Annotated in this window: 17 protein-coding genes; 7 read left to right on the top strand and 10 right to left on the bottom strand. The window is 54.4% G+C overall.

Going from position 1 to position 21859, the window contains the following annotated elements:
* Window positions 1-131 precede the first annotated feature (131 nt).
* Window positions 132-2402: an AMP-binding protein gene (locus K239x_RS12010; RefSeq protein ID WP_145418232.1), complete on the bottom strand. Its 2271-nt coding sequence runs from the start codon at window positions 2400-2402 to the stop codon at window positions 132-134.
* Window positions 2403-2752: 350 nt separating this feature from the next.
* Here K239x_RS12010 and K239x_RS12015 point away from each other — a divergent pair, with 350 nt between their 5' ends.
* Window positions 2753-3709, top strand: a complete 957-nt coding sequence (locus K239x_RS12015) for an SPFH domain-containing protein (protein WP_145418234.1) — start codon at window positions 2753-2755, stop codon at window positions 3707-3709.
* Window positions 3710-3744: 35 nt separating this feature from the next.
* On the opposite strand, the gene K239x_RS12020 is transcribed toward K239x_RS12015, so the two are convergent.
* Both K239x_RS12020 and eboE read right to left on the bottom strand, forming a co-directional pair.
* A complete protein-coding gene (locus tag K239x_RS12020; protein ID WP_145418236.1) occupies window positions 3745-4464 on the bottom strand; it encodes a pyridoxine 5'-phosphate synthase in 720 nt (239 codons plus the stop codon).
* A 10-nt stretch (window positions 4465-4474) separates the two neighbouring features.
* The gene (gene eboE / locus K239x_RS12025; protein WP_419189964.1) at window positions 4475-5746 is read right to left on the bottom strand and encodes a metabolite traffic protein EboE; all 1272 of its coding nucleotides are present in this window, start codon (window positions 5744-5746) and stop codon (window positions 4475-4477) included.
* A gap of 137 nt (window positions 5747-5883) precedes the next feature.
* Between eboE and K239x_RS12030 the strand changes: the two genes are divergently transcribed.
* From K239x_RS12030 to K239x_RS12045, 4 genes are read left to right on the top strand one after another with little or no spacing between them, the layout of a single operon-like run.
* Entirely contained in the window at window positions 5884-8313 is a 2430-nt protein-coding gene (locus K239x_RS12030; RefSeq protein ID WP_419189965.1) for a M1 family metallopeptidase, read from the top strand.
* Window positions 8313-8903, top strand: coding sequence for a DUF6702 family protein (locus tag K239x_RS12035; RefSeq protein WP_145418238.1), 591 nt, complete (start codon window positions 8313-8315; stop codon window positions 8901-8903). The genes K239x_RS12030 and K239x_RS12035 overlap by 1 nt, the downstream gene beginning before the upstream one ends.
* Complete coding sequence (locus tag K239x_RS12040; protein WP_145418240.1) at window positions 8875-10158, top strand: competence/damage-inducible protein A; 1284 nt, start codon at window positions 8875-8877, stop codon at window positions 10156-10158. Before K239x_RS12035 ends, K239x_RS12040 begins: the two co-directional genes overlap by 29 nt.
* Window positions 10159-10217: 59 nt before the next feature.
* On the top strand, window positions 10218-10757 hold the full coding sequence (locus tag K239x_RS12045) for a hypothetical protein (RefSeq protein WP_419189966.1): 540 nt from the start codon (window positions 10218-10220) through the stop codon (window positions 10755-10757).
* A gap of 5 nt (window positions 10758-10762) precedes the next feature.
* On the opposite strand, the gene K239x_RS12050 is transcribed toward K239x_RS12045, so the two are convergent.
* Both K239x_RS12050 and K239x_RS12055 read right to left on the bottom strand, forming a co-directional pair.
* Complete coding sequence (locus tag K239x_RS12050) at window positions 10763-11731, bottom strand: glycosyltransferase family 2 protein (RefSeq protein WP_145418242.1); 969 nt, start codon at window positions 11729-11731, stop codon at window positions 10763-10765.
* Window positions 11732-12846: 1115 nt separating this feature from the next.
* The gene (locus K239x_RS12055) at window positions 12847-14598 is read right to left on the bottom strand and encodes an SMP-30/gluconolactonase/LRE family protein (protein ID WP_145418244.1); all 1752 of its coding nucleotides are present in this window, start codon (window positions 14596-14598) and stop codon (window positions 12847-12849) included.
* Window positions 14599-14752: 154 nt separating this feature from the next.
* On the opposite strand from K239x_RS12055, the gene K239x_RS12060 reads away from it, so the two are divergent.
* The gene (locus K239x_RS12060; RefSeq protein WP_145418246.1) at window positions 14753-15514 is read left to right on the top strand and encodes a rhomboid family intramembrane serine protease; all 762 of its coding nucleotides are present in this window, start codon (window positions 14753-14755) and stop codon (window positions 15512-15514) included.
* Between the two features lie 115 nt (window positions 15515-15629).
* On the opposite strand, the gene K239x_RS12065 is transcribed toward K239x_RS12060, so the two are convergent.
* Both K239x_RS12065 and K239x_RS12070 read right to left on the bottom strand, forming a co-directional pair.
* A complete protein-coding gene (locus K239x_RS12065; RefSeq protein WP_419189967.1) occupies window positions 15630-16676 on the bottom strand; it encodes an Lnb N-terminal periplasmic domain-containing protein in 1047 nt (348 codons plus the stop codon).
* A 23-nt stretch (window positions 16677-16699) separates the two neighbouring features.
* Window positions 16700-17806: a pyridoxal phosphate-dependent aminotransferase gene (locus K239x_RS12070; RefSeq protein WP_145418250.1), complete on the bottom strand. Its 1107-nt coding sequence runs from the start codon at window positions 17804-17806 to the stop codon at window positions 16700-16702.
* 127 nt (window positions 17807-17933) lie between these two features.
* Between K239x_RS12070 and K239x_RS12075 the strand changes: the two genes are divergently transcribed.
* Window positions 17934-18518 (top strand): DUF4416 family protein, encoded by a 585-nt coding sequence (locus K239x_RS12075; protein WP_145418252.1) that lies wholly within the window; start codon window positions 17934-17936, stop codon window positions 18516-18518.
* Window positions 18519-18563: 45 nt separating this feature from the next.
* On the opposite strand, the gene K239x_RS12080 is transcribed toward K239x_RS12075, so the two are convergent.
* The 3 genes from K239x_RS12080 to K239x_RS12090 form a co-directional block, all read right to left on the bottom strand.
* The gene (locus K239x_RS12080) at window positions 18564-19247 is read right to left on the bottom strand and encodes a Fe-S oxidoreductase (RefSeq protein WP_145418254.1); all 684 of its coding nucleotides are present in this window, start codon (window positions 19245-19247) and stop codon (window positions 18564-18566) included.
* Between the two features lie 386 nt (window positions 19248-19633).
* Window positions 19634-19966, bottom strand: a complete 333-nt coding sequence (locus K239x_RS12085; RefSeq protein WP_145418256.1) for an acyl carrier protein — start codon at window positions 19964-19966, stop codon at window positions 19634-19636.
* A 74-nt stretch (window positions 19967-20040) separates the two neighbouring features.
* Entirely contained in the window at window positions 20041-21333 is a 1293-nt protein-coding gene (locus tag K239x_RS12090; protein ID WP_419190085.1) for an asparagine synthase-related protein, read from the bottom strand.
* Window positions 21334-21859: the final 526 nt, after the last annotated feature.

Here is a 21859-nt window from a genome sequence, read left to right on the forward strand (position 1 = left end):
CGATGTTACGTTCGGAATGCGCATGAACATCGGATGCCGAAAACGAATCGAATAAACTTCGCATCGGCGGTGCGTGCGCTGTTTAAGAGTGAAGATGCGTGGAAAGTCGACTGAAACAGCGGTGATCAAGATCACCGTCGCAGCTGTCGCGTGGCGTCTTCGTCGCTCGTCGCTTGGACTTCTGCCAAAATGCGACTGAAATTGTCAATCGTTCTTCGCCGTGGTACCGCCGTTGCTTCCACGGTTCGCTCTCCCCCGCAGACTTCTTGCGCTAGAAACTGTGAAAGCGTTTCGGGGGTCGGGTATCTCCACGCAATGACGGCAGAGATTTGTACACCAAGCCAGTCTTCTAACTCCTGAGTCAGTTCCACTGCGGCAAGTGAATCGATGCCAAAGTCAGCGAACGGACGATTGCGTAGGGAATCGCTTGGGCTGACGCCTCCGCGTGCGACAAGCCAATCGATCAACCAGGCCTGGATTTGATCGGCAAATCGCTGCACGTCGCCTTCATCCATGGATTTTCCGGCTCGATTTGGCAAAGGCGGCGGACGCCGAAGCGTTTTGGCCGGTCGCTCCCGGTCGGTTTCGATGGCCGATGGTGTCGTTGCGTTCACGTCGGCCGTGTCTTGTGCCTCGCTGCTGTCGGTTACGCCGCCGGGTGTGTTCTGGGATACAGTTTGGGGAGCGTTTTCAGACGCGATAGGTAACAGCCACTGCTGGACGGATTTTAGGTCACCGCTCTCGAACATTTGTCGACAAAGATTGCGTTGCTGTTTGCCGCTGGTGGTTCGTGGCAAACTAGCTTGTCGAATCAACACGACTGCTCCGACTTTCAAGTCATGGGCCTGCGTCACCGATGTTCGCACGCATGCAATGACTTCGTCCAGATCTGCGTTTTTGTGATGCCGATCAATCTCATTGACGACAACAAGACGTTCGCCAAAAGCAGAATCGACGGCGAACGCAGCTCCCGCGCCAAACATCAACGCTTCGTGAGAATTCTCCACCGTCGCTTCGATATCTTGCGGGTAATGATTCTGGCCGCGGATGATGACCACGTCTTTGATGCGGCCGGTGACAAACAGGCGACCGTCAGTCAAGAAACCCAGGTCACCCGTACGCAAGAACGGCCCGCGACCGTCCGCCGTCGTTGCCTGAAAAATCTCGGCGGTGTCTTCAGGCCGCCGCCAGTAGCCTTTCGCGACACTTTCGCCTTGAATCCAGATTTCTCCGACGCAATTATCCGCCAGTGCGGTATGTGACTCGGGATCAACGACAACGATCTCTTGCCCCAGTAAAGCCTGGCCGCAGTCGACCAAGGATTGCGATGCTTGGGACTCCGCGATTTCTTCGACGCGATGTTCGACCAGGGCGTTGCGCGAAACATGCTTGGGAGTTGGAATCGATGGGCCAACGTTGCCAGCTGCCATCAAAGTCGCTTCGGCCAATCCGTAACAGGGATAGAATGCACTGGCATCGAAATGGGCGGGAGCAAATGCATCGCCAAACTGCGTCAAGGTTTCGCTGCGAACAGGTTCGCCCGAGCAAAACGCAACCTTCCAGCAACTCAGATCCAAGCCTTCGCGATCGCGCGGAGTCGTTTTTCGCACGCAGTAATCGTAGGCAAAGTTTGGGGCACCGCTAACAGCGGCGCGATATTTGGAAATCATTTGCAACCAGCGAATCGGCCGCTGCAAAAATGACGTTGGCGACATCAGCACGCTGTGCCCGCCTTCGGAGACGACGCCCAAAATGCCGCAAATCAATCCCATGTCATGATACGCAGGCAACCAGAACGCGCCCGTTCGGTTCGTGATTTCGCCCACGTCGTTTCCATGCCGAATCATCGCGATGTTGTGGATCAAATTCCGATGTGAAACCATGACCCCCTTGGGCTGACTGGTCGAACCGGAGGTGTACTGCAAGAATGCAAGATCGTCAGCCTTAGTAGCTGGCCGCAACCAAGTCTTGCTTGATTCTTCTAATTTATCGGTGGCTAGCCACCGTAATTTTGCCAGTTCGGGCGCGACTGATTTTACGTCCAACAGTTGCAGCGAAGCATTGGTCGTCAGTACGACCGAAGGGTGGCAATCATTGGCAATCGACGACAGCCGAGGCATCGGTCGCCGGGGACGCGGATAGGTTGCGGGCACCGGCAATACGCCAGCGTAGATGCAGCCGAAGAACGCGGCGACAAAATCTAGCCCGGTTGGATAGACCAACAACGCTCGATCGCCTGGCTGAGCGAATGATGACAGTTCAGTGGCGATTCGCACGGCTGCGGAGTGCAAGTGGTGGTATGTCATCACCGACTCTTCGCCGCTTTCACTCAAGAACGTAAACGCGCGCCGATCGGAATTTGCGGCCGCGTTGACTTCCAGCATCTCGATCAGGGTGTCCAAGTCGGTTCTCCGTTATGCATTCGTTTTGGCCAAGCCCCAGTCGTTAGTCATTCAATTGCGAATCATACAGCGCGTCGTGGGTCGGTATCACTGCTGCCGCACGTGGTTGAGCAGGAAGTGGGTGAATAGTCGGCGCGGCATCGTGACAAGGACAGCGATGAGAACAACTGTGCGCTAGCTGCGGCGCGTTGGAGCCCGTTTATTGAAGCCGTGTGTCGGAAAACACATCAACACGTTTACTTAGGTTGTTGACTTTTATGCGCCCCGTGTGTCGCCCGCTTGAGCCGTATTGATTAGGCGATCGATTCTGTTGATCGCGTTTCAATTCCTTTGCCGAAAGAGAAACCGTTATGTCACCGCATCCATCATCCACGGCAGTGGAGACGATCGTTCCAGCACAGTCGGGCTGGGGACCACTCCTGGTCGCTTTGGGGTGCCTCTTGGCAGGGATCTTGTTGATTATCACCGGCGCGGTAATTGGGGGCTTTGCGGTGCTGCTGATTCTCTTTGGCATCGCTTCGATTCTGACAGGAATCATTGGATTGTGCGGGATGATGGCAGTTCAGCCCAACCAGTCTCGCGTCTTGCTGCTTTTCGGAGAGTATCGCGGAACGATCAAGGAGTCCGGTTTCTTCTGGGTCAATCCATTTTACTCGAAGAAGAAAGTCAGCCTTCGAGTTCGTAACTTTGAAACAGGATCGTCCACGACTCCCGAACAACGCAACGCGCAAGGTGTTGTGACGCAGCAAAAATCACGCAGCAACAGTCGGCCTTCCAAAGTGAACGATCGCGATGGTAATCCGATCGAGATTTCGGCGGTGGTGGTGTGGAAGGTGATTGATACGGCCGAGGCACTCTTTGAAGTTGATGACTTCGAGAATTTTGTGGAAGTTCAAAGCGAGGCCGCTTTGCGTAGCCTGGCCACGCGTTATCCGTACGATAGTGACGACCATGAAGAATCACTGCGTGGAAGCACCGAATCAATTTGCGACAAGCTTCGCGACGACATCCACGAACGGTTGGAGAAAGCGGGCGTGCAAGTGTTGGAAGCTCGCATCAGTCACTTGGCTTACGCCCCCGAGATCGCCGCCGCGATGTTGCAGCGACAGCAGGCTGGCGCGGTCGTCGCAGCTCGGACTCGCATCGTCGATGGTGCCGTTGGAATGGTTGACATGGCTCTGGATCATCTCAAACGGGACAACATTGTGGAACTCAATGACGATCAACGCGCCACGCTGGTGTCCAACTTGCTGGTTGTGTTGTGCAGCGATCGACACACCCAGCCGGTCGTGCAGACCGGCGCGTAGATCTGGTTGCGAGCCAATTGGGTTGTAGGATCGTGCTAAGCGACCAAATCCAAAATACGTCGCATTTCTGCCACCGCTTCACGCATGCCGACCATGACAGCGCGACTGACGATGGAGTGACCGATGTTAAGTTCCACCATTGCGGGAATCATTGCGACATCGCGAACGTTGGTGTAGTTCAATCCATGGCCAGCGTGCAGTCGCATGTTGGCCGACTGGGTTGCTTGGCCGCAGGCAACTAATCGCGAAAGTTCGACTTGGCGTGCGTCGTGTTTTGCCAACGCGTAGGGGCCGGTATGAAGTTCGACTGCGTCGACACCCAGCTTGGCGGCTGCTTCGACTTGGGCCGGTTCGGGATCAATGAATAGGCTGGTCAGAATACCCGCGTCTTTGAGCCGGGCGATCGCTTTGGCAATGCGTCCCTTGTCGTTGATCACATCCAAGCCGCCCTCGGTGGTGACTTCTTCGCGGCTTTCGGGGACAAGCAGACCCCAGTCGGGTTTTGCGTGGCAAGCGATCGCGACCACGTCGTCGGCGCATGCGAGTTCGAAATTTGTTTTCACGGTGACCGTTTGCATTAACACATCCACGTCACGATCTTGGATATGGCGGCGGTCTTCGCGTAAGTGAAATGTGATGCCGTCGGCGCCGCCTTGTTCGGCCAGCGCAGCTGCAACGACCGGGTCGGGTTCGTACGTCCGGCGTGCTTGTCGCACCGTTGCGACATGGTCAATGTTGACACCTAATTCGATCATCGTAGTTCCTTTAGCCAGCCATCACGATTGCTTTTCGCAGCCAATCGATCTCATCGGCAATGTCGTCAGCAAGTCCACGTTTACGCATTGATTCGGGCAGCACCGTCCAGGCATACGTTTCGACTTCTAAGTGCCCTGTGAAATCGATGGACGAATTTTTGTTCAACAAGGTTCGCAGCACCTCCAATACATCTTGGTGACTGGTGCTCAAGTGCCCGAAGCGTTCCAAGAAAACCGGGACATGAAAATGAACAACCCAGTTCAGGTCATCCACGATCGATTGACCGTCGGCTCGGTTTTCCTTGACCGACTGGATCAGTGCGGGCAAATCTTCGGCCAACGAAAATGCACCGGTACTGTCTCGCCGTCCCGTTTGATGCAGATAGCGGTCTTCTGCAAAATCGGACAACTGATCGATCGCTTCGATGCGTCGGGCGTTGGCCATGGATTCCCAGTCGACAACAATCGCGCTGCTGACTTGGACTTTGCCGATACCGATTTCCGCTCGGGCCAATCGTCCGATCACTTCGGCTTGCGGTTCCATCATCACCGCGCTGTGGCAAACGTCGTGACACACGGTGATGTATCGACGGTGACTTGGTTCGGGTAGCTGGCTTTCAAAGAAAGCCAAAACGTCGTCCGTGGTGTCCAAGACGCAGCCGGGTTCTGGTTCGATCGCGACGACAATCCGCTTGCCGGTCCGTGATTCGATGTCGGCCAGATAGTCGGCCATGGATCGAAAGTTTGCACCAGCGCCGTCGATCAGCTTGGGGCCGTTGGCGTTTTCGCTGGAGCCCTTGGGATTGTTGGGCCAACCAATTGGGACCGTGCTGATCGATCCGACCGGAGCGTTGGAGGGGGGTTGGTTTGCCTGATCTTCGCCTGGCATGATCACCGTCAGAATGTCGGCGAGTCGCTTGGTGTATTCCAGGCGTTCGGAATCGCACCAAGTGGGTAAATAGACTTGGTGTTTGACAACGTCCTGATGAAAATTGTCGAACGGAAACCCGTTGATCGTAAACGCACTTAAGCGTCTTTCATTTAGGAACGCCGCGAAGTCTTGCAGATTGCTGCTCTGCGTCAGATCTCGAGACGCGGTTTCTGGAATCCACAGTCCTACGCCGAGGTCGTCAGACGCACCGTAAGTGCCGCGGTCGATCAGGTTGTTTCGCACTGAAACGGCAAATCGATCCAAATTGTCGCAGATCGATGGAAAATCAACTCCGGCGTGCACGTTCGTGCAATAGCCGACAGTTAATTCTGGGGGGCCTATATTCGTCACAGCTCGACGTCCTTGAAAAAAGTTCACTGGCTTGTTCTACCACAAACTGGGCCAGTCACACACTTGTCGTAATAGCAGACTAAACTGCGATGCTGGCTCACGCTATTGGCTCGCTTTCCTCATCAAGAATCCCACCCGTGAATCGCTACTTTCTAACCCTGGTTTTGACTGTCCTAGCAGCCCTGCCTGCTTCGGCACAATTACTGTCCAACGGCAAACATTCCGATTCGACCGATCGCTTTTTTCAGATCGAATCGTGGTTGCCGACTCCCACCGAATCTCGTTTGGCATCGGGGGCGCCCGGTCCTCGCTACTGGCAGCAGCGTGCCGACTACCAAATCGATGTGACGCTAGATGATCAAAATCAGCGACTCTCGGGGACTTCGCGGATCACCTACCGCAACCAGTCGCCGCATACGTTGCGATACATCTGGGTCCAGTTGGATCAAAACATCTTCCGCAGCGATTCGGATTCTGCGACCACGCGGACCGCGCCTTCGTTTAACTCGCGTGTGCCGTTCAACACGATGAAATCGATTTTGGCACGCGAATCGTTTGATGGCGGTTACAAGATCAAAAGCGTCAGCGATGCCAACGGGACGGCGATGGACCACACCATTGTCAAAACGATGATGCGAGTCGATCTGAAGTCCGCGTTGCCTCCCGGTGAGTCGACTCAATTTGCGATCGATTACGAATTCAACATTGTCGATGCCAAATTGATCCGTGCGCGGAGCGGCAGCGAGTATTTCAAGGAAGACGAAAACTACATCTATGAGATAGCGCAGTTCTTTCCCCGTGTCGCTGCCTACACGGACTACGCCGGTTGGCAGCACAAGCAGTTTTTGGGGCGCGGAGAGTTTACTCTTGAATTCGGTGACTACACCGTCAGCATCACGGCACCCAAAAACATGGTCGTGTCTGCTACGGGCGAACTTCGTAACGCCGACGAAGTGCTAAAGCCAGAGTGGGCAGAGAGGTTGAATCAGGCAAAGCAGAGTGAGAAAGCGATCTTTGTCATTACGCCAGAAGAAGCCAAAGAGAACGAATCGAACAAAAGCCGCCAGACGAAAACGTGGGTCTTTGAAGCAAAGAATGTTCGGGACTTTGCCTTTGCTGCCAGTCGCAAATTCATTTGGGATGCCGTGGGCGTCGATGTCGACGGACAAACGGTGATGGCGATGTCGTACTATCCCAACGAAGCGGAACCGCTGTGGAGCAAGTACTCGACCGAGTCGATCGCCCATACGCTGCAGATTTATGGCCGCTATTCGTTTGCGTACCCGTACCCTGTCGCGATCAGTGTTAATGGTCCCGTCTATGGGATGGAGTACCCCATGATTTGTTTCAATGGGCCGCGACCCGAGGAGGACGGGACGTATAGCAAAGGAACAAAGTACGGATTGATCTCGGTAGTGATTCACGAAGTCGGCCACAACTTTTTTCCGATGATTGTCAACAGTGACGAACGCCAGTGGACCTGGATGGATGAGGGGCTGAACACGTTTTTGCAGTACTTGGCAGAACAAGAATGGGAAGACGATTATCCGTCACGTCGCGGTGATCCTGAGAAAATTGTTCCCTACATGCGTGGCGGTAATCAGCGGCCCATCATGACGGGCAGCGAAGAAATCCTGCAGTTTGGCGACAATGCGTACGGCAAACCGGCCACGGCATTGAACGTGCTGCGCGAAACCATTCTTGGACGCGAGTTGTTTGACTTTGCGTTTGCCGAGTACGCACGTCGTTGGAAATTCAAGCGTCCGACACCGTCGGATTTCTTTCGCACGATGGAAGACGCCTCGGGCGTGGATTTAGATTGGTTCTGGCGCGGTTGGTTTTACAGTACCGATCACGTCGACATCGGCATCGATCAATTGCGATGGTACAAGATCGATAGCGGCGATCCAGACGAATCGGCCGAACGAAAGCGTCAGGAACGCGACAAGAAGGAACCGACGCTTAGCAAGAAACTGAACGCTGATTTGCCCAAGCGGATTACTTGGCAGCCCGGGTTGAAGGATTTCTACAACAGCCCCGAGTACGATCCGTTGAAAGCCGAAGAGGACGACCGCAAGGCATTTCAGAAATTCTTGGACGGATTGGACAGCGACGAAAGAGGTTTGCTGCGACGCAAAACCAATTTTTACGTTGTCAAGTTTCGTAACCATGGTGGATTGGTGATGCCGATCATCATCCGTGTCCATTACAACGACAACACTACGGAGATGATCACGCTGCCAGCCCAGATTTGGCGATCCAACAGTCGGCAAGTCGACAAGCTACTCGTTAGCGACAAGGAGATCGTGCGACTGGAGCTTGATCCGCGAAGGCAGACGGCTGACGTCGAGTACGGAAACAATTTCTGGCCACCGAAATTGGTGCCAAGCCGTTTCAAGCTTTTCAAGGATGCCAAAACAAAGAACCCGATGCAAAAGGCGGAGGCGAAGAAAAAGAGCAAGTCCAAGAAAGACAAGGCGGACGACGAAGACGCTGATGAGTCGGACAAGAGCGACAAGGCTGAGTCAAAAAACGACGATGAGGACGACAAGGAATCCGACGAATAATGTGCTTGCTATTTGTTCTAACGGCTTTGCTGCACCCCGTTCACGAAACCGTGTCGGAGCTGCAATGGAATGCCCAAACGCGCCGCGTCGAAGTGGCGCTGCGAATGAGTGTGTTGGACGAAGAATGGGTCAAACGCAATCAAGGTCCGGGCATTCGCAAGGAAAACACCCGGACGTGGGCGGTCTCTTACCTTTCCGAAACGTTCCGGATCGATCCAGGCAGCGTGTTGGAGTCTGAAAAGCCGAACGCCAAGAAGTCGGTTTATCATTGGGTCGGACGAAAAGAGGAAGGCGCGCATGTGTGGTGGTTTTTTGAAATCGAGCCGGTGGACAAAAAGAAGCCGCGAATCATTTCGCAGGAAATGTTTTTCAGCCGCGAACAGGGATACAGTAATCGCGTGCTGATCCTGGGATCGCCGCCGGCATCGGCGAATGGGACCAAATTGGCTGATCCGGATAAGAAAACCCAACCGGCACGCGGCGGCAAACAACCCACCGTGTCACGCCGCAGTGTCACGCTTACAATCCAGCGACCGACCGCGAAACTGGATGCAAGTGTTGATGACAAACAAGAAAACAGCAAACTCTGATACTGCGACAAAGCTGACCGCCGAAGTTGTTTCGATTGGTGACGAAATGACCAGCGGGGCTCGCCTGGATACCAATGCTCAGTGGCTGAGCCGGCGATTGGGTGATTTGGGTGTGGAAGTGATTTTTCATTCCACGGTTGGCGATACGCTGGCCCACAACATTGACGTTTTTCGTACCGCAGCGTCGCGAGCCGATGTGGTGGTGGCGACTGGCGGTCTCGGACCCACTCGCGACGATTTGACTCGCGAAGCGCTCGCGGCAGCCGTGGATCAGCCTCTGGAGCTGAGAGAATCGGCACTGCAGCACATCCAGTCGATGTTTGCAAAACGCGATCGCGAGATGCCCCAGCGCAATCAGTTGCAGGCGATGTTCCCCGCCGGTAGCCAAGAGATATTTAATCCTCAAGGCACTGCCCCAGGCGTCGATGTTGCGTTTTCGCGGCCGGGAAATTTCGACAGTCGCGTCTTTGCTTTGCCTGGCGTGCCGGCCGAAATGAAACGAATGTTTGACGAAACCGTTGCGCCGCGAATTTTGCAAATGGCTGGATCGTCCGAAACGATTACCCACGCTGTGATGAAGTTCTTTGGTACCGGTGAAAGTGACATGGAGCAGCGGTTGGGCGATATGATCTCGCGTGATCGCCAACCGCGGGTAGGGATCACCGTCAGCACGGCTACGATCTCGCTGCGGGTCAGTGCGACGGCTGCAAATCGAACTGCTGGGGACGAAATGATCGCGGCGACGCGAACGGAAATTCTGCAGCGAGTCGGCGACCTTCATTTCGGTGATGGCGAACATTTCGAGCAGTATCATGCCGTCGACCGCATCTTGCGTGATCGAAACGAGAGTCTGGTCATCGTTGAGCTGGGGAACGCGGCACCGCTGGGAGATTGGTTTGCGTCGCTGGGACGGACGTCGGCGTACCGAGGCGGGGTGTCTTTGGCCGATCAAGCGGATTTGGTGGAAATGGCCGAAGGAGTCGATTTGGACGCATCGGTGCGGATGTTGCGTAATCGTTTTAAGGCCGACTGGTTGCTGCTAGTGTCGGGGTATCCCGAACTGGATCATGCCGGTGACACTCCATTGCCGGCAGCCGAGGTTGTTTTTACGGTCGTCACACCGAATGATCAGGCGTTGAATCACACGATTTCGATGGGAGGTCATCCTTCGATTTTGCAACAGCGGATCGGCAAATCGGCGCTGCATTGGCTACGTACACTGCTGGCAGAGAAGAATTCTAACGACAATAATTAGCTGAGTTCTGCTTTCTAGGTTTGGCCTCAGTTCCCCTTTTTTTGACCGGAGACATGGCGATGATTCGAACAGCTTTGTGCCTTCTTGCGTTGGCGATTAGTTTTTCAACGCGTACGTTGTCCGCTCAAGAGGATAAGCGGAGTGCAGGTGATTCCGAAACACGGCAGCCCGGCGAACAGGCTGGTGAGCAAGCCGTTTCGGGAGTGGCAGCTGATGCGGAAGCGAAAGAGACCAAGTTGGCGAACTATCTTTCGGGTGCCAAATTTGTGGGCAAGTTTACGATCGACGGACGCGAAGACAAAACGCCGAAAACGGAAACTTACACGATCAGTAAGTGTCAGAAATTGCCCGAGGCGGATATGTACCGATTGACAGCCCGCATTAAATACGGCGACGTCGACCAAGAAGTGCCCCTGGACCTGAAAATTCTTTGGTCTGGACGCACTCCGGTCATCACAATGGATCAATTTTGGATCCCTGGGATGGGGACGTTTGGGGCGAGAGTCCTGATTCATTCGAATCGCTATGCCGGGACTTGGCAGCACGATGCGGTTGGCGGTCACATGTTTGGCAAGATAGTAACCGGCGAATCGAAGTAATTTTCTTAGCGACGAAAGAGACCGTACTTTGCGATGCACCAGATCGCACTGACGCCGTCACGCCATCCGATCTTCTTTCCTTCGTCGTACCAACGATGCTGGTAGCGAATCGGACGCTCGGTAAACCGCAATCCACTTCGTACCCAACGCGCCGTCAGTTCGATTTCGATACCAAATCGGTCTTCGTCCAGCGCTGGCAGGATGGCTTTCCAGTGCTCGGTTCGCGCCATCTTGTAGCACGTTTCTACGTCGCTCAAACGAATGCCGATCGCAAGGCTGGCAAGCGTCGACAAGAAACCGTTGACTGCTTGGTGCCACCAGGGTGAAAGCTGACGGTCACAGTGCCCGTAGCGAGTGCCGTAAGCCACGTCGGCTTCCTGTGCCAAGATCGGTTGCAACAAGTGGCGAAAGTCGCTGGGGTCGTACTCGCGATCTGCGTCTTGAATCACGATCACATCGCCCGTTGCCGATGCGATGGCCGTACGAATCGCAGCGCCTTTGCCGCGATTGATTTCGTGTTTAAGAACGACGATCTGGAGCTTGCGGTCGTCCGCAATTTGTTTCGCTAACAGTGGTGATGCGTTGACAGATTGCGAACCGGTTTCTCGAGTGTGTGTATCGGCGATGTTTGGAGTGTGTCGATACGATTCTGCAATCGCATCCATGGCATCGCCTGTTCCATCGACGCTGCCATCGTCGACCAGAATGATTTGCATCGGCATGCCCGTGTCGACCAGACGTTCGACAACGCTTTGCAGCGTTCCACTTTCGTTGAATACGGGAACGATCACTGACAAAGTGAACCCATCTGGTAATTCGTAGATGCCCAGTTGGCGGCACACAGGGGCACCCAGCAGGCTCCGCATTTGGTTGACGTACTCAGGCGTCCAAAGTCGCGACGAGTCGCGTGTAGCGGCGTCTGGAAACTCACTGGCATCGGTTGTCGTCGACGATCGATTGGAAGCGAAATTCATTGAAAACCGTTGTCCAATCGTTGATGCAAAATGAAAGAAGAGAAGCTGTGGGAATTGCGAATCAAACGCACTGTTGGTGATGAAATGTCACATTGTGCTGCTCATGTCTGGGGGCGGCCCACGTTGCGCGTTGCCAAGCTGATGTGTCGGCGATGCGAGGCGGCTAGCAGTTGATTGTAGCAAACGTTGCAGAGGCTTTTGGCGATGGTTGCGTTGCTCGTTCGACAGCGAGTTGGTTTGTCACGAGCGTCTAAACTTTGACGCGTAAAAGCACCTTCGAACACGCACGTCAAGTGAATTCCAACGAGAAAAAAACGATTGGCGTACGACAAGTTGCGTTCGTCAATTGATGGTTCGGAAAATGAGATTCAAAAAAGTTTTTGAAGACACTTCATTCGCGTTTTTAAACCTTTGAGAACAAAAGAAAAAGTAAATTGAAAAGTCGCTCTGGTTTGTTGTTGACACAACGGGTTCAGATCGCCAAAGTTTGCACCATACCAATCAAGACACGTCCGCGACCCAACGCCGTTTACGACGACTCGCTGTGACCTGTTGATCTATTTTATTGGAGTTTGTTCAAATGCGATTTCCCAGTGACACAAGCACGCTTGTTTCCCTCGGCTCGCCCCCAGCGAATCATCTTGACGACTCGATCAAGAGTTCACTCGCAACTAGTTTGAACAACCTCGCTCGACCAGATCTTCGAGACCCCCTGCGGTCCTAGATTGTTTGCCCGCCTTGCTGGCGGGCCGTTCCCCCGACCACGAGATTGCCGAATGATTCGGTTGCTCTAGGTTTGCTGCATAGGATGCAGTGCAACGTTTTCGGGAGTTGGTAACAGTCGGACGCCAGCCAGTGGTTCTCCTCGGAGTCCACGTACACGGATGTCACTCCCTATTTTTGCTGCTTCATCAGAGGGCAAGAGAGTTTACTCACAGGAAGCTCTCCTTCTTTCCCAGTGACAGGAATGAATTGCGTAAACGAAGGATCGTTGCAATCCAAATCTGAATGTAGTGAAACAATTGAGCCAGTTGGACATGATGTCCAACTGGCTCATTTTGTTGAATCAGCGTGAAGAATCAATCGCTTGTCCGTGTTGGCCAGGCAGCCGAAAATTACAGTCGGGGCTTGGCTGGTTTGACCGGCGGTTGCCAAGGCGCGATACCTTTGATGTTGGTTTTGCGTCGGTAGACACTGGTTCCACTGGTCGCGTAAAGCGTTTTCATATCGTCACCGGCAAAGACCAGGTTTGACAAACGTCCGGTTCGCTTCGGCCGTTCTAAAATGACGTGCGTTCGGCCTGGTTGATCAAAAATCTGCACGCCCAGTTTGGTAGCCACCAGTAATTCACCATTGGCGGCCATCGTGCACCCATCGCCGCCCGTGTTCATTTCGTCCTGGGGCGCGTGAACATAGAAATAAGGTTGCCCGTGACTTAGCCCGCCGTCATCACCAATTCGGTAGGACCACACGTAGCGACCCATCGCATCCACCACTTGTAGGAATCGGCGGTCGGGCGTCACGATCAGTCCGTTGGGTTTCTCCGGACCGGTGCCAACTTTTCGTGGTTCTGATTCACCGTGCGGCAGAAACCAAATGGCTTTTTCGTCGGGGCCTGTGAAATAAATCCCGTTTGCGACCACGACCAAATCGTTGCACGACATGCCGGTTGCCAAGTCGGTTCGTTTTCCGTCGGATGCAACTCGAGTGACTGTTTTGGCTTTGTTGCGTGCACAGTACAGGTTCCCGTCACCATCAAACATCAACGCGCTAACGCCCGGCATGTCGTCGATGAAAACGGTGGCGCCCTTGCCGTCCGGATTCACTTTCCAAATCTCGCCGCGCGGACCATCGACAAAGTAGACGTCACCCTGCGGAGAAACGGCCGGGCCTTCGGTGTACTTGTGGCCGTCGCTGACCAATTCCCAGCTGGCGTCGATCCGCATCCGATTCTTTAGCTCGGGGTGTTCGGCGGTGTCATTGGCGATCGGTTGGTCGAAATCTTTCCAAAGCCAACGCATGGCGTCGGGCATGATAGCGGCACCATGTTTGCCATTGTGTCCTCCGTCGCCCCATTGGTTTTGGACTTCGTAGCCGGCCCACTGAAGTGCTGAGAGCATGGTTTGATTCGCATTCCACCAGCTTCCGCCGTAGATGTTCAGATCGTTGCGGCCGTCTTGCAGGAATACACGCAGCGGTTTTGGTTCGGACTTTCGCACCAAGGTTGGATACTCGTTGCCGCCGCGCAGACCAACGAATGTTCCGACGGTGCTGAATACGCGTCGAAATTGGTCGGGCCGGTGCCAAGCGACACCAAATGCTGCGATCGCGCCGCTACTGCTGCCACCAATGCCGCGTAGGTTGGGATCGTCCGTGATGTTATAGGTTTTTCGCAAAAGCGGAATCATTTCGTCAACGATGAAACTGGCGTAACGATCGCTGACGGTGTCGTATTCAAAACTGCGATTGAATCGATCTTGTGCGCCGTCGCCGCCCGGGACGACACCGGGATTGATGCACAACGCAATCGTAACGGGCATCTTTTCTTGGTGAATCAAGTTGTCAAACACGGTCGGTAGACGCCACGCACCGTTTTCCTTGACGTACTTTGCACCATCTTGGAGCACCATTAGGGCCGCGGGCTGATCGGCGCGATATTGCGCAGGAACGTAGACGAAATAGTCTCTCTCGGTTCCGGGGAAAATTTTGCTTTCGGTTAGACGATGCGAAATCACTTTGCCGCGTGGAACGTCATCGACACGTTGAGTATCGACATGGGCGGGGTAGCTTTCTTGCGAATAAGCGACCGTGTGCGACAGGGCGACCATCAAGCAGATGGTAATTGGCAAGAATTTGGGCCTAGGCATTGGGTACTGGTGGGATGGAGGCAGGAGGATGTCGCTTGATGAAATGCGACAGGGGATAGGATACGAGTCGACGTCTGGTAACATCTGCGTCTGGTTAAATTTGTCCAGCCAGTCATTTTCGAGACGCGTCCAGTGATACTTTAATCGATCTGCTATGATCCCGCTTCGCGACAGCATCCCCAGCCACACGACGCCGTTTGTAAATTACGCGGTTATCGCGATCTGTGCGCTGGCGTTTTTGGCGCAGCTTACTTCGGCTGATCAGGGAAGTACGATCGTCGAACAATACGGAATGGTGCCGATGCGATTGGGCGATGCAACTGCGACGCCATTGATCGAGCAAAACGTTCCGGTGCAGACAGCGTCTGGGATACGGGTCCAGACTGTCACGCACGAGCTGGCACCGGCGGCGATCGCGCCGTGGATGACTTTGATCACCTGCATGTTCTTGCACGGAGGCTGGATGCACTTTCTAGGAAATATGTGGTTCCTTTACGTCTTTGGCGACAATGTCGAAGATCGACTGGGGCACATTGGATATGTGTTGCTGTATGTCGGCACGGGCGTTGCCGCATCGATGGCCCACTATTTTTCATCGCCCGAAAGCCCGGTACCGACGATCGGTGCCAGTGGCGCGATAGCCGGTGTGATGGGGGCGTACGCGTGGTTGTATCCGCATGCAAAAGTCCAAGCGATTTTGCCGATCCCGATTTTGTTGACGACGTTTGTATTGCCTGCCCCCGCGTTTCTTGGCATTTGGTTTGCCATGCAGATGTACAACGGCGTAGCGAGTGGCGCTTCGACGGGAGTTGCTTGGTGGGCACACATCGGCGGATTTGTAGCCGGCGCCGCGATCGCGTTGGTGATCGGACGATCGCCGCTAGGCCACAAAGCCGTCGTGGAACGCCGCTTCTGATGACGCGAGCGACGGGCGTAAGCCATCTATTTGCGATCCTTGCTGGTTGGACCTTTCTTCACCGCTCTTGTATCTAATTGCAGTGCGATTGCATTGACGGCGGCAAGGAAAGAAACTACCAGTCGCGATTACGAATGCGCATCGAAAAATCAGGTACCAATCCTGCTTCCCGTGCGCGGGCGTCGATTCGAGATTCTGTTTGCAGATCGGCCCAGGATTGGTCTTCTTTTCCGACCAATCCTTGAGAGTACGCGAATCGCCCGGAGAAACCTGGGAGCACAATTCGTGGGTCCAGCCAATTGATCGGGGCAGGTGTCAATTCATAAGTGTGCGAAACGATCTCGTTGGTGCAGTTCCTCAGCAGCGTGTGATAAAACTCGGGCCGGCGATTGAGTTGGTTAATCTGTTTGGCGATATCTGAAAACAACAGTTGAACTTCGCCGGGCGTTGCGTTGACGCGATACATCCAAACTCGATCATCCGGCCGCATCACGGTGCGAGATCCAATCAAATCTCGCTCGTCGCCGAGAATATAGATGACTTCAAAGTTTCGATACAAACCGCGGATGGGCGAATACGTTTCGCCCCGCTCGCGGCGAATTTCGACCGAGACACCAAGGAACTGGGGGCCGACTTCTGAAGCTCGCTCGAAGCTAAGAAACGTATGGGCGAGTCCTTCGAGTGCCGAAAACTTCTGGACAACGAACCAAACGTCTGTCAGTTCACTGAGCCGAAACGATTCGTCGCGATAGTGCACGTCAAAGTCGGCTTCGGATCGATACGTATTGTTGCGGACATTGCGGACACTGACGTGATCGTCATCGATTTCGACCAACGGAGTGCGGGTTTGTTCGATCGCCCAATTTCGATCGTTGCTAGGTTGCTGAGCCAGCGTGATCAAGTAGACCAATAGGACGGATCCGGCGATGCAGGCCAACCAACGAGATCTATCTTGGAGATGACGCAGCAGCCAGATCGCACCGACGAAGTAACCCACCGCCAGTAGTAGGCCCACTGGAGCCGGCACGAATTGCAAGTGGTACAGAGCGCCGACGGACCACACAAAGTACGTCAGCACAGAAGTCCAAGCGAAAAGTACCAACGCGCGGTAGGCAAGTTTTCCGGTTCGTGATTTTGCAGACAACAACGACAATGGAAACAAGGGATTGCTGGGGAAGGTTACGGTTAGGATTTGGCCAACTGCTTGAGGACTTCGATGCCTTTGTGCAGCGTTTCGTTGGGGGCGGCAAAGCTGATTCGGAAGTGGCTGTCTTTGTCGCTAAAGATCTTTCCCGGGATGATGAGCAGTCCCTTTTCGATGGCTTGTTCCACGAAACGTTCACCGCTGTCGATGGGAGCTTTCGCAAACAGGTAGAAAGCGCCGCCGGGACGAGTGAATTCATAGTAGTCGGCCAACTCGCCTGCGATCAGATCTCGTTTTTGGCGGTAGTCATCGATATGCCCTGACAGATTGACTTCCATCGCCCTCAGTGCGCCCCACTGCGCCGGCTGTGGCGAACAGACAAAGGAGTACTGTTGGATTTTAAGCATCGTTGCGATGATTTCGCTTGGTCCGTGAACATAGCCGACTCGCCAGCCAGTCATCGCGTGGCTTTTGCTAAACCCATCGATGACGATCGTTTGGTCGTTGTGTTTGGCGGGCGACGCGTAGGGACCGTCGTAGCAAAACTGACTGTAAATTTCGTCCGACAGCAGCGCGATGTTGTGCTTGGCGGCAATTTTGGCAACCGCTTCGAGTTGTTCTTCGGTCGCCGTCACGCCCGTCGGATTCCCCGGACTGTTGACCAGAATCATTTTGGTCCGTGGTGTAATCGCGGTTTCGATTTTATCGGGATCCAATTGAAAATCGGGGTACGAATCAATCGGCACTGGAACGCCGCCGCACATTTTTAAGAGCGCGGGGTACATCACAAAATACGGATCCAGATAGATGACTTCATCGCCTGGATTGACCATCGCCATCATGGCCAACATCAGTCCGCCACTGGTGCCGCTGCTGACAAACACATCGCGGTCTTCATGTGGATACTTCGCTGCGATTTCGGCTTTGAGCGCGGCCCGCAGCGGCGCGATGCCCTGTGTCGGCGAATACGCGTTCTTGCCAGACCGAATCGCTTCGATGGCAGCATCCTGGACTTCGGTGGGGACATCAAAATCAGGCTGTCCGATTGATAAATTGATCGGGTCCTTCAGTTTGGCGGCCAAATCAAAAACGCGGCGAATTCCGCTGGCGTCAAAAGTCGTTGTGCGGTCAGCGATCCAAGGGTGCATCAAATATGATCTCTTGTAGTGGCAAAAATGATCCGATGGTCGGTAGAGTGTAGCATTGCATCGGGCATGCTACATTCCGCCCTCCCAACCGGATCTATCTCATTTCCTTCCAGACATTCTGACGGCCGTGGCTGCAATCGAATACATCGAACCCGTCGTGCGCATGTGCGCGGTCATATCGCGACATCCAGCGGCGATCGCGTGGGGCGTCGAAAAGCTAACTGGCGAGTGGGGGGAGGTCGCTCATCAATCCGAACCGCTACCGTTTGTGGCGAACGGCTACTACGACGAACAGATGGGACCGGAGCTGAAGAAGGTTTTGGTTGCGTTTGCTGATTTGCAAGAGCCAGGCGGGTTGGCGGACTGGAAACACCAAACGATTGGCTGGGAAAAAGAATACGCGTCCACTGCGAAAGAACCGGAAAAGCGACCGCTTAATCTCGATAGCGGCTACGTGACACAGGCCAAGTTAGTCTTGGCGACGACCAAAGACCGTGACCATCGACTTTACCTTCGTGACGGTATGTTTGCCGAAGTGACGTTGAACTACGTCGCGAAAAAATGGATTCACCATCGCTGGACGTATCCCGACTATCGCACCGACAAAGTCTCGCAGTTTGTGCAGCGTTGTCGCGAACAAGTTCGCCAGCATGTTCAGGAAAGCGGTCGGTTTCGTCAGCGAGTGCAGCGAAATGAAGGTTTGTCGGACTGATAGAGTTTGTGAAGGTTGGCGACCTGCTGCTTTCCGCCTGCTGTCTCACGGCTCTGCTTTGGTAGGAGTCGGTGACAAACCCCAGTGGTCGATGGTGATCGTACAGGTTTCGGTTTGGGTTGCTCGTTGGATCGTCTGCAAGTCGGCCAGTTCGATGGCTGGCAATTCGTTTGCTTGGCCCGACCAACCATGCCCGGCGCGCGCAGGGATCAAGCTGATGTGTCTGGCGGATTGGCGAATGGCGTGGCGAACTGACAACTGTGCCCACCGCAGGGATTCGGCAACGGTGATGCCCGGTACACCAACAATCAGGAATACTCGCAAGTCGACGCCTGTCTGATTTAAAGTATGCGCGTAGCGATCGAATTGGTCACGCGTCATTTGTTTGCCCATCCGCTCAAGCCAACGGGGTTGGACAGTTTCCAGGCCGACGGCGATTTCTAATTGACCGTCGATCAGATTTTGAAATCGGTTTAACCGTGACGCTCCGAAACGCGGATGGTTTTCGATGATCACCCGAGAAAACGGCTGGCACAGTTTGGCGATGGCTGCGTATTCGTCTTGGGGAATGCTGGCGGGATCGAAAAAGTTTCCGCTGTTGTAAAGCTTAATCCAGCGTGGTGCTGGCGACGCCAATGGTGGATGCAAGGAAAGTGATTCAGTGATTTGCTCCGTGATGTATCCCACCGGTGTCGGGCCAAGCAGCGTGTTTTGATGCAGATCGCACATTGTGCAGCCGATCGGACAGCGGCTGGCTTTTAGAAAAAGCGTCGTGACGTTTGCAAAGCCACCGTTGCCGTCGGGTTCTTTTTCGATGATCGTTGCGGGCAGGACGATGACTTGACGCAGGGGCTAAAGAGAAAAAGCGGAGACAAGCTTGAGCGACCTATCAGCATTCTGATCAACCGCTAGGCGTTGGCTTGGAGCAGAAAGCCAAAGTACACGCCGGTTGCGGATACCAATATTAGCAAGGCCAGCAGGCTCAGTTGAACTCGCCGTTTGCTGGTGGCAATCGGTTCACGATGGTTGCCGCACCAGGGACACTGCGTTGACGCATTGTTGATAGCTGATCGGCAATGGCGACAGACGATCAACATGAGTGGCCGTTTACTTTTTTATACGAGACCAAGTTCGTCTTCGAGGTCCATGATTAATTCCAAGGCTTCCAGCGAATCCGTATCGACATCATTGATCAGCTGAGGATTGCCGGCCAGTTTTTGCGGATCCAGTTCAAATTTCTCCGCGATCATCTGAATCGCTTGTTGCTGCAAATCGCCGGACGTTGCCTGTTCAAAGAACCGGGCAGAATCGGCTGCCGCCAAAAACCACAGGCGTTTGTTGCAGTCGGGGCAGTCAATTTCTCCGAAAAAATCCGTCGTCTCCACACTCACACTGGATTCGCAGAGAGGGCATCGGTTGGGCGTCACCTGGTGCGATTGCGAAGTCATGCGTCTAAGAAGCGTCGATGAAGAAGGAAGCTAAGTTGCGGTATTATTAACGAAATGCTGATCGGCACCACCTATCAGGTGGGAAATAATTCAGCAAATTTTTCGCGGTACGCCCGATCACCTACCGGAAACAGTTCCGCCGTGATGTCTTCGCTGGCGGCACCCTGTTGAAAACGTCGCTTTTCGAAGACCGGCATGTCCACCCCGGTAATCTTGCGTACGCCGGCCGCAACAACGCTGCCTTTTAGGTCGTACAGCTTGGTATGGTCCCAGTTGGTCAGTTCGACAAAGGGGACGGCCTCGGCGACTTCGATCACATCGGTCACGGCATAGGGGCTGAAACCCAGGAAACCAAGCGCCGTTGCCGGGGCGCTGGTGCGAACGTGTCCTCGACTTTGACCGCCGCTGTACGTCAGCGAATGTTTGACCGCATCGACGCCCCAGCCTTCCTGGTACAGCATTCGATTGCCCAAGACGCTCCGCACGGTCAGTTCTGGGTTGTCTTCGATCGGATAGTCCTTCAGGTTTTCGTCGCCGCCATCGCCGTCGATCAAGTACTTCCACTCAGGATACCGCCGGCGAACTTCGCTCAGCAGTGCCAAACCCATCGTGGCCGCTTGAACATCCAGCGGTTTGTAGTCTTCGATCACTCGAATCGCGTCGACCCAACTAAGGCTTTCACGCGGCAGGTCGATGATTTCCAGAATCATTTCCAAATTGACGCGGCGAAGAAAGTCGCGAGCCTGCTGGCCGTCCTTCGACTCGCCTTCGACCGTCAACGTGAACGCTTTCAGCCGCGAGGTGGATTGGCCCCGTCGTCGCAGCAGATAGTCCAAAACGATGACGATGCTGCCGCTGTCGATGCCGCCGCTGAACAGCACGCCGATCGGTTGGTCGTCAGGAACTTGCTCCAGCCACGCATCGCAAACTTCGGCCAATCGACCAATGTAGGCTTCACCGATCTGGTCAACGTCGGCAGCCAGGCGATTGCGGGAAGGGGCAAAAAAACGAGTCAATTGCGGATTCGGATCCGGGCAACCAACCAGTTGCAATTCCAAGACATGGTGCGCGGGCACCATTCGCGTGTAGGCGGGGTTGAATTGGTCGTCGAGTCCTTCGACTCGGAGCTGTTCGCGGATTTCGTCGATTCGTTCTGCGATGATCAGCGCAGGTCCTTCGGCTCGTTTGGCCAAAAAGTACCGCATCGGGCGGCCAATCGATCGGGCCATGCGAATCGTTTTGCCGGATTGTTGGCAGATGGCGAACTGCCCACGAATTTGACCGACCGCTTCGCTATCCCCTCTGCGGACGGCTTGGCAAGCCGATTCAAACGACGTGCCCAGCAGAATATTGCCCGCTGGGTCCATCAAGTTGACCACTCGATCGATCAGCGCAGGAGCTTGTCCCTCGAAATCGCTGGTTTTGGCGGTATTGTCGCCACCGATGGCGCCCGCACGTTGCTCAGTTACATTCGTACGGGTGGTTCGGTTAGCAGGCGAACGGTCGGCGGCTGGCATGGACGGCTACCCCGAAAAGGCAGGAAATTGGGATGCTAATGAGACGTGACGCGATCAGGCAATCTTTTTCGCCCACGTAGACTTCGCTGGCGGCGTGACTCTGCTGTAAATCACGTTATCCTAGGAGGTTCCAAGTATCCTATGTCCGTGGTCCTCCTAGCAAAAGGCAGGGGCCGCTGACGACTCAAGGGGCCGCTGACAAATCAAACGGCGTCAACAAGGCGGCGACAGCAAATAACTCAAGCGGTGCCAATTGACGCGGTGCCAACCGAAACGTGCCAATCGAAAGGTGCTGGCGGGCAGACAAGACGACAACATCATTGACTGATCAATTCGGCGACAGTCTATCACGCAGCCAACGCGGGCGTGGTAACTG

Origin of the sequence: Stieleria marina, from assembly GCA_007741555.1 — a bacterium.
Lineage (GTDB): Bacteria > Planctomycetota > Planctomycetia > Pirellulales > Pirellulaceae > K23-9.